The following is a 13,418-nucleotide window of genomic DNA, read 5'->3' as shown; positions in this document are numbered from 1 at the left end:
ATGGAGAGGACACGGGAACCGCAGAGCGCAATCGTCAACCGGCTGCTCAAGGGCGAGGCGACCAGGGAGGACACCACGGCGGCGCAGACCAACTTCCTGCTGTGGCTGCGGCAGGAGTGGGCCGGGGACGGCGACCGGGCGCTGGCGGCCTGTCAGGACATGCTGACGGCGGCCGGGGGTGAGGAGTGGAGGGCCATGCCGGAGCGTGATCTGTCCGCCCACGTCTGGCTGTTCAGCTTCTCCTGCCCGAGCCGCGACGACCTGCCGGGCCAGGCGAGGAACTGGGTGGCGGCGGTCCGCGCCAACGGCGGGGCGCCCGCCATCGCCCGACTGGTCAGGCACCTGCGGGGGCAGGCGGAGTGACCGGTCCGGCCGGAGCCTCCTGGGCGGACGGAGGCCCGGGCACAGCCGGCGCGACTGGAAGGACCAGGGCGGCCGGGGGACGGGGAACAGCCGGAACAGCCGGAACAGCCGGAACAGCCGGAACAGCCGGAACAGCCGGAACAGCCGGGGCGCCCGGGCCCGGCAGCGGCGAAGCGGGGTCCAGCAACTCCGTGAGCCGCCGCGCCGAGGCCTCCCAGGTCCAGTGCTCCTCGACCCAGCGCCGCCCCGCCGCCCCCATCCGGGCCCGCTCGGCGGGCGGGGCCAGCAGGAGGCGGGTCAGGGCGGCGGCCACCTCGGCGGGATCGCGGCCGTCGACGACCGTGCCGGTGACGCCGTCCAGGACGGTGTCCGGGGCGCCGCCGGAGCGGCCGGCCACCACCGGGAGGCCGGCCGCGGCCGCCTCCAGGAAGACGATGCCCAGGCCCTCGGCCTCCAGGCCCAGCCGCCGGGTGCGGCACGGCATCGCGAAGACGTCCGCGCCGGCGTAGTGGACGGCCGTCCCGGCGTGGTCCAGGCCGCCGGTGAACACCACGCTGCCCGGCTCGGTCAGCCGGCCGGCGAGGCCCCGCAGCCGGTCCTCGTCCGGGCCCCGGCCGACCAGCACCAGGGTGGTCCCGGGCACGGCCCGGCGGATCGCGGGCAGCGCGCGGATCAGCGTGTCCTGCCCCTTGCGCGGGACCAGCCGCGCCACGCAGAGGACCACCGGGGCGGTGGCCGGCACTCCGGTGGTGCCGGCCGGCCGGAAGACCGACGGGTCGACCCCCGGTACCAGGCGCACCAGCCGGGCGTCCGGCCCGAGCGCGGGGGCGATCCGGGCGCGGGTGTAGGCCCCGAGGAAGGTCACCGCGTCCGTGCTGCGGCCGATCCGGCGCAGCAGGCCGCGGGCGCCCGGGGTGCGGGCCCACCAGATCTCGTGTCCGTGCGTGGTGGCGACCGTGCGGCGGAGGCCGGGCGCCAGCCGCCGCAGGCCGGGCGTCATCGCGGCGAGCGGGGCGGCGGCGCCGAACCAGACCCGGTCGCAGCCGTGCGCGCGGGCTATCGCGGCGGCCCGGCGGGTGGCCCGCGGGGTCGGCAGCAGGGTGCGGGCGCGGTCGCGGATCACCGGGTAGGGGAGAGCGGCGTCGTGGCGCTCCGCGCCGGGTTCGGCCGAGGTGTAGACCACGACGTCGTGGTCGGGGACGCGGTCGGCCATGGCCCGGACGAAGGTTTCGATGCCGCCCTGGCGCGGTGGGAAGTCGTTGGTGACGACGAGGGTGGTGCCCATGGCAGGCCTTTCGGAACGGAGAGCGGAACGGAGACCGGAACGGAGGACGAGAGGGGGAGCAGAACGAGGACGAGCGGCAGCGCGAGGTAGCCGAACCGCCCGGCGGGTGCCAGCAGGAAGGCCGCGGTCAGCCCGAGGGCCAGCCGGTGCGCCGCCGCGGCCGCGGTGCGGGGCGGTCGGAGGAGCAGGGACGCCCCGACGGCGAGCCCGGCGAGCAGCAGCAGGCAGACGGCGGCGTACCGGCCGGGCGGGCCGAGATCGGCGAGCAGCCGTCCGGGCAGCGGGCTGGCGGCCGGGGTGGGCAGCCGGCCGCGCCCGGTGGGGAAGGCGAAGACCTGCTCCGCCAGCGGCCCGGGCGCGCGCAGCGCCACCGGGAGTACGGCCACCGCCGCCGCGCCCACCGTGACGGCCGCCCCGCGCAGCGCCGCTCGCCGTCCGGCCGTGGCCGCCAGCAGGGCGGTCACCACGGCGAGTGCGGGCCAGGCCGTCCACTTCAGCGAGCAGGCGGCGGCCAGCGCCAACCCGGCCGCCACCGGCCGCCGTTCGGCGGCGCGGACCAGGGCGAGCCAGCAGAGGCCGATGAGCGGCAGGTCGACTCCGCTGACGCAGAGCGGCAGCGCGACCACCGGCGAGACGGTGAGCGCGGCGGCGCCGAGCCGGCGCCCGGCGGGCACCGTCCGCAGCACGCAGACCAGGAACACCGCCGCACACCAGAGCCGGGCGTCACCCAGCGGTGACCCGCCCAGCGGCGTGTTGCCCAGCAGCGCCCGGGGCAGGCCCAGCAGGGCCATGCCGGGGAGGTACGGGGTGTACTGGGTGACGGACGCCGGCTCGGCCAGGTACGGCGTGCCGGTGTGCAGCAGCAGCGACCCGGAGCGCTCGATCACCCCGACCTCGCTCTGCCCCCGCCCGTCCAGCACCAGCACGAGCAGCGGCACCAGCACCGCCCCGACGGCGGCGAGCGCCACCGACACCTCACGCCCGCGCCGCCGTACCAGCGCCACGGCGAGTGCCGCCGACAGGTACCCGCAGGCCGCGAAGGTCCCCCAACTCCGGTGCGGCCCGAGCCCGGACAGCACCGGAAACGCCCCCGCCCACCCGGCCGCCACCAGCCACCCGCCGCACCACCACCACGCCCGTTTCGTCACCCCTTCATTGCATCGCCGCAGCTCGGCGGGGTCATCACGGCCAGGTCGAGTCCTGTGGTCGGGTTTCCCCCACCTCCGCCAGGACGGCCGGTGCCGGTGCCGGTGCCGGTGCCGGTGCCGGTGCCGGTGGCGGTGGCGGTGGCCGGGGAGGGCCGGGGAGGGCCGCGGAGGGCCGGGGAGGGGCCTCGGGGCGCGGCGGGGACGGGCCCGCTCCTCGCGCTGACGTTCGGTGGCCGGTGGATTACTGATCGTCCCCGGCCCACCGCTATCCTCGCCCTGTGGTGAGGTCGTGGGATGCGGCGGTGGAGCGGGCACAGGACCGGCTGGCGGCGGGGCCGCGGCTGCGGGCGGCCGGTCCGGGGGAGGAACGGCGGTTCGCCCTCTGGGACTTGGCGTCCCTGGTGGAGGGCGAGCTGGGCGAGCTGGTGGACCCGGACGGGCTGGCGCCGTCGGCGGAGCGCGGGTGGCGGGAGCGGCTGGGGGAGAGCGGGCGGGACTGGCCGGGCGGGGAGCTGTACCGGCGGCGCTACTGGATCCGGGACGACGCGGGCGCGGTGGCGGGCACCGTCGCGGTGGACAACTGGACCAAGGGCCCGAGCCAGCTCGCCGTCTCCTCCCTCTACGTGACGCCGGCCGCGCGCGGCCGGGGCCTGGCCGCCGCCGCTCTGGACGAGGTGTACGCGGCGGCCACCGCCGAGGGCCTGCCGGGGTTCCGGCTGGAGGCGCACTGGACCTGGCAGCCGGCGGTCCGCTACTACCTGCGCCGGGGGCTGTGGGTGGTGGGCTGGAAGCATGCGCTGTCCTTCGCCCGGATGCCCCAGCTCCCCGTGCACCGGGTGCGGGAGGAGGACGGCCGGCTGCTCCTGCTGGTCGCCGACCGGCTGCGCGGCTGGGTGCCGATACTGGCCGCCGGGCAGGAGGGCCGCTGGCTGCGGCTGGACGAGACGGCGGACTACCGGGGCTGCGACGGCTGGGTGCACGAGTACGCCCGCTCCACGCTGGCCCTGTGCCTGGCGCTGGCCGGCCGCCCGCTGGTGCGCGGCCCGCAGTGGTGGGCGGAGGCGTGGCGCTGGTCGGACGCGGGGGAGCCGGAGGGCCTGGCGTACCGGATCGAGGAGTTCGAGCGGGCGGCCCGGAAGGCGGGCCGGCCGATGGTGAGCCCGTACCGCCCGGCGTCGCCGCCGCAGTCCGAGCCGCCGCAGTCCGGACCGTCGCGCTCCGGGCCGCCGCGCTCCGGGCCGTCGCGCTCCGGGCCGTCGCGCTCCGGGCCGTCGCGCTCCGGGCCGCCGCGCTCCGAGTCGCCTCGGTCGGGGCCGCCTCGGTCGGGGCTGCCGGAGCAGGCTCCGTCGGCATTCCCGCAGCTGGCAGACTCGGGGGATGGCTGAGATCGAGATCGACGGCGCCCCTGCCGACCCGGCGCGGCTGGCCGCGCTGGGGCTGCTCAACTACGGGCACTTCACCACCCTGCGGGCGGAGGAGGGCCGGGTGCGCGGTCTGGCGCTGCACCTGGACCGGCTGGTCCGGGACTGCCGGGTGCTGTTCGGCGCCGAGCTGGACCGGGCGGCGGTGCGGGAGCGGATCGGCGCGGTGCTGCCCGCCGACGGCGCGCCGGTGACCGTCCGGGTCACCGTGTACGACCCGGAGCTCGGCCTGGAGCGCCCCGCGGCCCCGGCCGCACCCGCCCTGCTGGTGACCACCCGCCCGGCCACGGCGGCCGCGCCCGCCCCGCTGCGGGTCCGCACCGCGGCGTACCGGCGGGAGCTGCCGGAGGTGAAGCACGTCGGCCTGTTCGGTTTGGTGCACCACCGCCGCCTGGCCCAACTGGCGGGCTTCGACGACGTGTTGCTGGTCGACGAGGACGGCCTGGTGGTCGAGGGCGCGACCTGGAACGTGGGTTTCCTGGCCGAGGAGAAGCTGGTCTGGCCGCAGGGGCCGAGCCTGCCGGGCGTGACCGAGGCCCTGCTGTCCGGCGCCTACCGGGGTCCGCAGTCCCGCGAGCCGCTGGCCGCCGGCGGGCTGGACCGCTTCACCGCCGCCTTCGCGGTGAACGCGGGTGTCGGGGTGTGTCCGCTGGCGGCCGTGGACGGCACCGCCTTCGACCCCGCCCACCCGGTGCTCGCCGAGCTGCGCGCCGTCTACCTGGGGGTTCCCGCCGAACCGGTGGGGGGATAACCCCACCTCCGGTCCGCCGGTGGCCTGCATGGTTCGCGGAGTCCGTCCTCCCTAGGTTGGAGCACGTTGACGACGAGCGACGCTACGACGCGGAACCGAAGGAAGGCCCACCCATGGCACGCCGCCAAGACCGCCGCAGGACCGACGAGTTCGGGACGGACCAGTACGGCACCGATGGGTACGCCCCCGCCGCCCACGCCGCCCCCGTGTACGGCACCCCCTACGGCACCGCCCCGCAGGCGGCCCCCGCGATCGAGCTGCGCGGGGTGAGCCGCACCTACGGGCGGGGCGAGGCGACGGTGCAGGCGCTGCGCGGGATCGACCTGGCGCTGGCCCACGGCAGCTTCACCGCGGTGATGGGCCCGTCCGGCTCCGGCAAGTCCACCTTCCTCCAGTGCGCGGCGGGCCTGGACCGTCCGGACTCCGGGCAGGTCCGGCTCGGCGGCGAGGACATCACCGCGCTGAGCGAGAACCGGCTCACCAAGCTGCGCCGCAGCCGGATCGGCTTCGTCTTCCAGTCCTTCAACCTGCTGCCCTCGCTGACCGTCGAGCAGAACGTGCTGCTCCCGCAGCGGCTCGCCGGGGAGCGCCAGGACCGCGCCCGGGCGCGGGAGCTGCTGGGCCGGGTGGGTCTCGGCGAGCACGCCCGGCGCCGGCCCGGCCAGCTCTCCGGCGGCCAGCAGCAGCGGGTGGCGATCGCCCGCGCGCTGATCACCCGCCCGGACGTGGTGTTCGCCGACGAGCCGACCGGCGCCCTGGACACCCGGACCGCGCACGAGGTGCTCGCCCTGCTGCGCCAGGCCGTGGACTCGCTCGGCGCGACCGTGGTGATGGTGACCCACGACCCGGTGGCCGCCTCCTTCGCCGACCGGGTGCTGTTCCTGGCCGGCGGCGACATCGTGGACGACCTGCCGCACCCGAGCCCGCAGACCGTCGCGGACCGGATGGTCGCGCTGACCGCCCGCCCGGTGGGAGCGGCGGCATGACCAACGGACTCGCGCGCTCCTCGGTGCGCTTTCGGCCCGCGTCCTTCGCGGGCACCCTGGTCGCCCTGCTGCTGGGCGCCGTCGTGGTGGTGGCCTGCGGCGTGCTGCTGCAGACCGGTCTGACCGCGAGCCTGAAGCCCGCCCGGTACGCGAACACCCCGGTGGTGGTCGCGGCCGAGCAGGCGGTGAAGATCCAGAAGAAGGTCGGCGAGGGCACCGAGACCTCGGAGCAGGCCACCCCGGAGCGGGCCCGGACGGACGCCGCGATGGTCGGCCGGCTGGCCGCGCTGCCCGGGGTCGCGGCCGCCCGCCCGGACACCGCCTTCCCGTTGCCCGCCACCGGCCCGGCGCCGGCCCTGACCGGCCGGGGCTTCGCCGCGCTCGGCATCGCCGGGCCGGGCGACACCCTGGTCGAGGGCCGCGCGCCCGGCGCGAACGAGGTGGTGCTGGACGCCGACACGGCGCGCGCCGCCCACCTCGCCCCCGGCGCGCGCCTCACGCTCACCGCGCCCGGCGGCACCGCGGACTACCGGGTCTCCGGCCTGGCCGCCGCCCAGCAGGCCGGGCCCACCGCCTGGTTCGCCGACGCCACCGCCGACCGCCTCTCCGGCCACCCCGGCCGGATCGACGCCGTCGCCGTCCAGTCCCGCGCGGGCGTGAGCACCGCCGCGCTCGCCGCACAGGTCCGCCAGGCCGTCGGCGGCGACGCCAGGACCTTCACCGGCGACGACCGGGGCGCCGTCGAGCACCCCGCCCTCGGCGGCGCCCGCAGTCTGCTGATGGCTCTCGGCGGCACCTTCGGCGGCTACGCCACCATGACCGCGGTCTTCGTGGTGATGAGCACCGTCGCCCTCGCCACCGGCCAGCGCGCCCGCGAGTTCGCCCTGCTGCGCGCCGTCGGCGCCACCCCGCGCCAGATCCGCCGCACCATCGCCGCCGAGGCGATGCTGGTCGCGCCGCTCGCCGCGGCGCTCGGCATCCTGCCCGGACTCGCCCTCGCCCGCTGGTGGTTCGGCCAGCTGGTCGAGCGCGGCGCCGTCCCCGCGGACGTCCGCCTGGACGTCGGCCCGCTGCCGATGCTCGTCGCCGTCCTCGCCTGCACCCTCGCCGCGCTGACCGCGGGCTTCCTGGCCTCCCGCAGGCCGTCCCGGATGCGGGCCGCCCATGCGCTCGGCGAGGCCTCCGTCGAACCGCCCCGCCCGGGCCGGGTGCGCACCGTCCTCGGGCTGGTCTTCGCCGCCGGCGGCGCCGCGGCCGCCGCCGTCGCCAACTCCCTGGACGGCGCCCAGGCCGCCCAGACCGCGCTCGGCGTGGTGATGTGCCTGATGATGGCCGTCGCCCTGCTCGGCCCCTGGCTGGCCCGGGCCGCCGCCGTGATCCTCGGCGCCCCGCTGCGGGCCGGCGGCGCCCCCGGCTCGCTGGCCGCCGACAACACCCGCGCCAACGCCCGCCGGCTGGCCTCCGCGATCACCCCGATCGTCCTGGTCACCGCCTTCTGCGGCACCCTGCTGATCCTGCAGAGCACCGTGCGCCACACCGCCGGCGAGAACGTCCGGGCCGGCGTCACCGCCGACCACGTGGTCGGCGCCACCGGCCCCGGCCTGCCCGCCGGGACGGCCGAGCGGGCGGCCCGGGTGCCCGGCGTGGACACCGCCGTCGGCGTGCTGCGCACCGGCGTCGTCTACGAGACCGGCGGCCAGCTGGGCTCCGCCCCCGTGCTCGGCGTCGACGGGGACCCGGCGCGGCTGCCGAAGGTGCTCGACCTGGGCGTGCGCAGCGGTACGCTCGCCGACCTCGGCCGCGCCCCCGACACCATCGCGCTGAGCGCCACCCTGGCCGACGCGCTCGGCGCCGGGGTCGGCGACCGGGTCCCGCTCCGGCTCGGCGACGGCACCGCCGTCCGGCCCGCCGTGGTCGCGGTGTACGACCGCGGGCTCGGCGTCGGCCAGGCGCTGCTGCCCCGGGCCGCGGTGGCCGCGCACGTCACCGCCGGGTACGACAGCCAGGTGCTGGTCGCCGACGCGCCGGGTGCCGACCCCGCGGCGGTGGCCGCCGGGCTGGGCGCGCTGGCCGGGGCCGCGGTGACCGACCGGGCCGGGTTCGTCGCCCAGTCCGACAAGGACCTGGAGCTCAGTGGCTGGGCCAACACCGTGATGGCCGTCGTGCTCGGCGGGTTCGCCGCCGTCAGCGCCGCCAACACCCTGGTGATGACGGTGCTGGACCGGCGCCGCGAGGTCGCGCTGCTGCGCCTGGCCGGCACCACCCGGCGCCAGGTGCGCGGCATGATGCGCTGGGAGGCGCTGCTGGTGGCCTCGACCGGGCTGGCGGTCGGCGCGGCCATCGCCGGGATCACCCTGGTGCCGGTCGCCCGGGGCGTGGCGGGCTCCGCCCCGTACGTGCCGCCGATGCTCGCCCTGCCGCTGGCCGCCGGAGCCGTGCTGCTCTGCCTCGCGGCGACCGGGATGCCGGTCCGGGCGCTGCTGCGGACCCGGCCGGCGGCGCTGGGCGCGGTGCGCCAGTAACGGGGCCGGGGCGGGCCGTGGGGGAAGGGGGTGTACTTGAGGACGACTCAAGGGCATCCCCTTCCTTCGGGTGAGAACGACGGCCCGAGCGGGGGGTTCATGGGAACCGCATGACCGTCCAATGACCTTGACAAGGGCTGATCGTGATGTCGTATCGGCTACGCTCGCGCCCGCCCCGCCAGACCGTCGACGCAGAGAGTAGCCCGACATGAGCAGTCCTCCCGCGGCCCCCGCGCCCCGCTGGCCGCTGATCCTGCTGCGCGCCTCCACCACCCTGCTGGCCCTGCTGTCACTGCTCCAGGTCATGCTGGCCGGCAGCTTCCTGAACGGCACCTACGACTCCCTGAAGGACCACGAGGGCAACGCGATGATGCTGGCCACCGTGGTGGTGATCCAGCTCGCGGTGGCCGTCGCCGTCCGGTGGCCCGGCCGGGGCCCGCTCTGGCCGCTGTGGACCACCCTCCTGCTCACCGTCGCCGTCGTCGGCCAGATCACGGCCGGCTACGCCCGGGCGCTCGGTGTGCACGTCACGCTCGGCGTCCTGCTGGTCAGCGGCGTGCTGTTCGGCCTGGTCGGCGCCTGGCGGCTGCCGCTGCCCGCCAGGCACGCCCCGGCCGTCGGCGGTCCCGACGGCACCGGACGGCTGCCGCGCCCCGGCGGACCGGTGGAGGTGTCCCGGTGAACCGGCGCCGGTTCCTGGGCGTCGGCGCCTCCGTCCTCGGCGCGGGCGCCCTGGCCGCCGTCGCCGTCCCCTCCGCCGCCCGGCTGCTCGCCGAGGGCCGCCCCGGGCAACTGCTGAGCAGCGAACTCGACCTGCCGGAGGCCTTCCGGGCCGCGCTGCCGGTGCCGCCCGTGCTGCAGCCGGTGCGCAGCGACGCGACGAGCGACTACTACGAGATCACCCAGCAGGTCGCCAGGCTGGAGATCCTGCCCGGGGTACGGACCGAGGCCTGGACGTACGGGGGCGGCTTCCCCGGGCCGACCGTGGTCACCCGCGCCGGGCGGGCGGCGGTGGTCAAGCACCGCAACGAGCTGCCGGTGCCCTCGGTGACCCACCTGCACGGCGGACACACCCCGGCGGACAGCGACGGCTACCCGGTCGACCTGCTGCTGCCGGTCGGGTCCTCGGCGGACGCCACGTCCGGTACGGCCGGAATGGCGGGCATGCCCGGCATGGCGGGGATGGCCGGGACGGACCACCCGGCGGCCCGCACCGCCGTCGGCGAGCGCACGTACACCTATCCCGGCAAGCAGCGTGCCGCCACCCTCTGGTACCACGACCACCGGATGGGCTTCACCGGCCCCGGCGTCTGGCGCGGACTGGCCGGCTTCCACCTCGTGCACGACGACGAGGAGACCGCGCTGCCGCTGCCGCGCGGCGACCGGGACCTGCCGCTGATGATCGCCGACCGCGCCTTCGCCGCCGACGGCTCCTTCCGCTACCCCGCCGTCGACCCCGAGCTCGCCGAGCCGGGCGTCACCGACGCCTACGCCAACGGCGTGCTCGGCGACGTCATCCTGGTCAACGGCGCGCCCTGGCCCCGGCTGGACGTCGACCGGGCGCACTACCGGCTGCGGCTGCTCAACGCCTCCAACGCCCGGCTCTACCGGCTCGAACTCGACCCGCAGCCCGAGGGCGGCGGCGCCCTGGTCCAGATCGGCTCCGACGGCGGCCTGCTCGCCGCCCCGGTCCGGCACGACGGCATCGAGATCGCCCCCGCCGAACGCTTCGACGTCGTGGTCGACTTCTCCCGCTACGCGCCCGGCACCCGGGTCCGGCTGGTCAACCGCTTCGGAAGCGGCCGGACGGCCGAGGTGATGCGCTTCGACGTCACCGCGAAGCAGCCTGCCGACGACGCGACGGTGCCCGACCGGCTCGCCACCGTCGAGGCCCTGGACGCCTCCGCGGCCGTCACCACCCGCGACTTCACCTTCCGGCGCAGCAGCGGCGACGGCTGGACCATCAACGGCCGCCCGTACACCCCCGGCCGGAGCATCGCCACGCCCGCCCTCGGCGCGGTCGAGCTCTGGCGCTTCTCCACCGACCTGCACCACCCGGTGCACGTCCACCTGGACCACTTCCAGGTGATCGGCCGCAACGGCGCGGACCCGGGCCCGTACGACGCGGGGTGGAAGGACACCGTGGACCTGCGTCCGGCCGAGGCGGTGGAGGTGCTCGTGCGCTTCACCGACTACGCGGGGGCGTACATGCTGCACTGCCACAACCTGGAGCACGAGGACATGGCGATGATGGCGGACTTCACGGTGCGCTGAGGAGCGGGCCACCCGGACGGCGCAGTGCCGGGGGGGTGTGCGCTGCGCCCTCCGGCACTCCTGCCCTAGCGTCGCGGGAAGAGGACCCGCCGACGGACGGAGCCGCCGCCATGACCACCCCCGCCGAACGCCGCCGCCGCGGCCGGGCCGCCCGGGAGCGGATCTCCCGCTCCGCCCACGGCCGGTGGATCCCCGCCGCCGACCGGCCCGACCCGCTCGACGTGCTGGAACGGCAGTGCGAGGACCGGATCACCCGGCTGCTGCCGATCCGCCGCGGCCGGATGGCGGCGAGCCCCTTCGCCTACCTGCGCGGCGCCGCCGCCGTCCTGGCGGCCGACCTCGGCGCCCTCCCCGAGACCGGCCTCACCGTCCAGCTCTGCGGCGACGCCCACCTGTTGAACTTCGGCCTGTACGCCTCACCGGAACGCGCACTGCTCTTCGACGTCAACGACTTCGACGAGACCCACCCCGGCCCCTTCGAATGGGACGTCAAACGGCTCGCCGCCAGCGTCGCCGTCGCCGCCCGCGACAACGGCCAGGACGAGCAGCGGGCGCGCCGGGCCGCGCTCACCGCCGTCCAGGGGTACGCGGACGCCATGCGGCGACTGGCCGGGAAGGGCGAACTCGACGTCTGGTACGCCCGGGTGGACACCGCCGACCTCCCGGCACTGCTGGGCAAGCCGGGACAGCGCAAGCAACTGGAGTCCGGCCTCGCCCACGCCCGCAGCCGCACCAGCCTGCAGGCCTTCGGCAAACTCACCGAGGAACGGGACGGGCGGCGCCGGATCATCAGCGCACCGCCGCTGATCGAACCACTGAAACGGACCGAACTGCGCGCCGTCGGCCAGGTGTTCAGCGACTACCGGTCGACCCTCCCGGAGTCCCGCCGGGTGCTGCTGGACCGCTTCCGCTTCGTCGACGCGGCGACCAAGGTGGTCGGCGTGGGCAGCGTCGGCACCCGGTGCTACATCCTGCTGCTGGAAGGCCGGGACGGCCGCGACCCGCTGTTCCTCCAGCTCAAGGAGGCCGGCCGGTCGGTGCTGGAGGACCACCTGCCGCCGCTGCGGGTGGACGCCGAGGTCGCCGTCCACCACGGCGGCCGCCGGGTGGTCACCGGGCAGCACCTGATGCAGGCCGCCAGCGACATCTTCCTCGGCTGGACCACCGGCCCCGCCGGGCGCCACTACTACGGCCGCCAACTGCGCGACATGAAGGGCTCGACGGAGATCGCCGACCTCACCCCCTCCGGCCTGCGCGCCTACGCCGAGCTCTGCGGCCGCACCCTCGCCCGCGCCCACGCCCGCACCGGCGACCGCCTCGCCATCGCCGGCTACCTCGGCAGCGCGGACACCTTCGCCGAGGCCGTCGCCGACTTCGCGCTGCGCTACGCGGACCGGACGGTGGCCGACCACGGCGAGCTGGTCGCGGCGATCGCCGCCGGGCGGGTGGCGGCGACCCCGGGGGTGTGAACCGAGGCCGGGGGCGGCCCGGCTCAGCCGAGCCGCGGTCGCACCGCCGCCACCAGCAGCGCGGCGGCGACCAGCAGGCCGCCCGCGTAGAACGGGCCGAGCCGGCCGGCCGCCGTGCCGAGGGAGGCGGCGGCCAGCAGCGGGCCGGCGGTGGCGCCGAGGTTGAGGGCTGCGGTCGCACAGGCGCCGGCCAGGGAGGGGGCCCCGGCCGCCTCGTACAGCACCCGGGTGATCAGCGTGCCGCCGACCGCGAAGGACAGCGCGCCCAGCAGGAACACCAGCGGCAGCAGCGCGCCCGGTGCCCCGGCCAGAACGGCGAGCGCCGGCCAGCCCGCCAGCAGCAGCGGGCCGCCGACCGCGAGGACCGGACCGGGACGCCGGTCCGCGAGCCGCCCCGCGACGGTGACCCCGGCGAACGAGCCGGCGCCGAACAGGACCAGCGCGACCGGCACCCACAGCTCGCCCAACCCGGCGGGTCCGGTCACCACGGGGGCGAGGAAGGTGAACCCGCCGAAGGTCGCCGCGTTCACCAGCGCGGCGAGGAGCATCGCGCGGAGCAGCCGGGGGCTACGCAGCTCGGCGAGCTCCGCGCGCAGCGCCGGGGCGGCGGAGAGGGTGCGGTCGGCCGAACCGGCTTGGGGTGACAGGCCTTTGGCGATGCCGACGGCGGCCGGCAGGCAGAGCAGCGTGACGGCCCAGAACGCGGCACGCCACCCGAACGCCGCGCCCAGCACCGCCCCGCCCGGGACACCGGCCACCGTCGCGACCGTCGTCCCCGAGAGCAGCACGGCGAGCGCCTGCCCCTTGCGGTCCGCCGGGACCAGCGCGGCAGCGGTGGTCAGCGCCACGGCCAGGAACCCGGCATTGGCGAGCGCGGCGACCACCCGGGTGGCCAACAGCACCGGGAAGCTCGCGGTGAGCGCCCCGACGGCGTGCGCCGCCGCGAACGTCAGTACGAACCCGAGCAGGCTGCCGCGCCCCGGCCGGTCGCGGACGAGAACGGCCATGAGCGGCGCACCGACCGCCATCCCGACCGCGAAGGCCGAGGTGAGCCCGCCGGCCGTCCCGACGGGGACGCCGAGGTCGGCGGCGAGGCCGGGCAGCAGCCCGGCGAGCATGAACTCCGAAGTGCCCATGGCGAACACGGCCAGGGCGAGCAGGTAGAGCGGAAAGGGCATCGAGAGGCTCCGAAGCGGGGC

General features: G+C 77.0%; 10 protein-coding genes and 1 pseudogene. 8 read left to right on the top strand and 3 right to left on the bottom strand.

Features of this window, described 5'->3' with window-relative positions:
- Window positions 1–363 (top strand): hypothetical protein, encoded by a 363-nt coding sequence (locus tag ACWGKU_RS05925; protein WP_401048379.1) that lies wholly within the window; start codon window positions 1–3, stop codon window positions 361–363.
- Between the two features lie 172 nt (window positions 364–535).
- Here the strand turns inward: ACWGKU_RS05925 and ACWGKU_RS05920 are convergent.
- Both ACWGKU_RS05920 and ACWGKU_RS05915 read right to left on the bottom strand, forming a co-directional pair.
- Window positions 536–1,576, bottom strand: a pseudogene (locus tag ACWGKU_RS05920) (glycosyltransferase family 4 protein); the annotation flags it as partial.
- Entirely contained in the window at window positions 1,483–2,796 is a 1,314-nt protein-coding gene (locus ACWGKU_RS05915; protein ID WP_401055970.1) for a glycosyltransferase 87 family protein, read from the bottom strand. The pseudogene ACWGKU_RS05920 and the gene ACWGKU_RS05915, both read right to left, overlap by 94 nt.
- Before the next feature lie 281 nt (window positions 2,797–3,077).
- Here ACWGKU_RS05915 and ACWGKU_RS05910 point away from each other — a divergent pair, with 281 nt between their 5' ends.
- The 7 genes from ACWGKU_RS05910 to ACWGKU_RS05880 all read left to right on the top strand — a co-directional run bounded on the left by ACWGKU_RS05910 (window position 3,078) and on the right by ACWGKU_RS05880 (window position 12,219).
- Window positions 3,078–4,181 carry a GNAT family N-acetyltransferase gene (locus ACWGKU_RS05910; RefSeq protein ID WP_452177611.1) on the top strand — a complete coding sequence of 368 codons (1,104 nt, stop codon included), beginning with the start codon at window positions 3,078–3,080 and terminating at the stop codon, window positions 4,179–4,181.
- Complete coding sequence (locus ACWGKU_RS05905) at window positions 4,174–4,968, top strand: aminotransferase class IV (RefSeq protein WP_452177612.1); 795 nt, start codon at window positions 4,174–4,176, stop codon at window positions 4,966–4,968. The genes ACWGKU_RS05910 and ACWGKU_RS05905 overlap by 8 nt, the downstream gene beginning before the upstream one ends.
- Window positions 4,969–5,081: 113 nt before the next feature.
- A complete protein-coding gene (locus ACWGKU_RS05900; RefSeq protein ID WP_401054487.1) occupies window positions 5,082–5,954 on the top strand; it encodes an ABC transporter ATP-binding protein in 873 nt (290 codons plus the stop codon).
- Complete coding sequence (locus tag ACWGKU_RS05895) at window positions 5,951–8,476, top strand: FtsX-like permease family protein (RefSeq protein ID WP_452177613.1); 2,526 nt, start codon at window positions 5,951–5,953, stop codon at window positions 8,474–8,476. The genes ACWGKU_RS05900 and ACWGKU_RS05895 overlap by 4 nt, the downstream gene beginning before the upstream one ends.
- 208 nt (window positions 8,477–8,684) lie before the next feature.
- A complete protein-coding gene (locus tag ACWGKU_RS05890; protein WP_401044974.1) occupies window positions 8,685–9,158 on the top strand; it encodes a hypothetical protein in 474 nt (157 codons plus the stop codon).
- Window positions 9,155–10,750, top strand: a complete 1,596-nt coding sequence (locus tag ACWGKU_RS05885; protein WP_452177614.1) for a multicopper oxidase family protein — start codon at window positions 9,155–9,157, stop codon at window positions 10,748–10,750. Before ACWGKU_RS05890 ends, ACWGKU_RS05885 begins: the two co-directional genes overlap by 4 nt.
- 110 nt (window positions 10,751–10,860) lie before the next feature.
- Window positions 10,861–12,219, top strand: coding sequence for a DUF2252 domain-containing protein (locus ACWGKU_RS05880; RefSeq protein ID WP_452177615.1), 1,359 nt, complete (start codon window positions 10,861–10,863; stop codon window positions 12,217–12,219).
- Between the two features lie 23 nt (window positions 12,220–12,242).
- Here ACWGKU_RS05880 and ACWGKU_RS05875 read toward each other — a convergent pair whose 3' ends face one another.
- A complete protein-coding gene (locus ACWGKU_RS05875) occupies window positions 12,243–13,397 on the bottom strand; it encodes a Cmx/CmrA family chloramphenicol efflux MFS transporter (RefSeq protein WP_452177616.1) in 1,155 nt (384 codons plus the stop codon).
- Window positions 13,398–13,418 lie beyond the last annotated feature (21 nt).

The organism is Kitasatospora sp. NPDC054768 (assembly GCF_053612025.1).
The sequence above is the reverse complement of the archived record's forward strand: the minus strand, read 5'-3'. Positions and strand labels throughout refer to the sequence as shown.

What these genes read in the sequence shown, in the direction of transcription:
- ACWGKU_RS05880 (WP_452177615.1), top strand. Translation starts at nt 10,861, where the DNA reads ATGACCACCCCCGCCGAACGCCGCCGCCGCGGCCGGGCCGCCCGGGAG.
- ACWGKU_RS05900 (WP_401054487.1), top strand. Translation starts at nt 5,082, where the DNA reads ATGGCACGCCGCCAAGACCGCCGCAGGACCGACGAGTTCGGGACGGAC.
- ACWGKU_RS05875 (WP_452177616.1), bottom strand. Translation starts at nt 13,397, where the DNA reads ATGCCCTTTCCGCTCTACCTGCTCGCCCTGGCCGTGTTCGCCATGGGC.
- ACWGKU_RS05905 (WP_452177612.1), top strand. Translation starts at nt 4,174, where the DNA reads ATGGCTGAGATCGAGATCGACGGCGCCCCTGCCGACCCGGCGCGGCTG.
- ACWGKU_RS05925 (WP_401048379.1), top strand. Translation starts at nt 1, where the DNA reads ATGGAGAGGACACGGGAACCGCAGAGCGCAATCGTCAACCGGCTGCTC.
- ACWGKU_RS05895 (WP_452177613.1), top strand. Translation starts at nt 5,951, where the DNA reads ATGACCAACGGACTCGCGCGCTCCTCGGTGCGCTTTCGGCCCGCGTCC.
- ACWGKU_RS05890 (WP_401044974.1), top strand. Translation starts at nt 8,685, where the DNA reads ATGAGCAGTCCTCCCGCGGCCCCCGCGCCCCGCTGGCCGCTGATCCTG.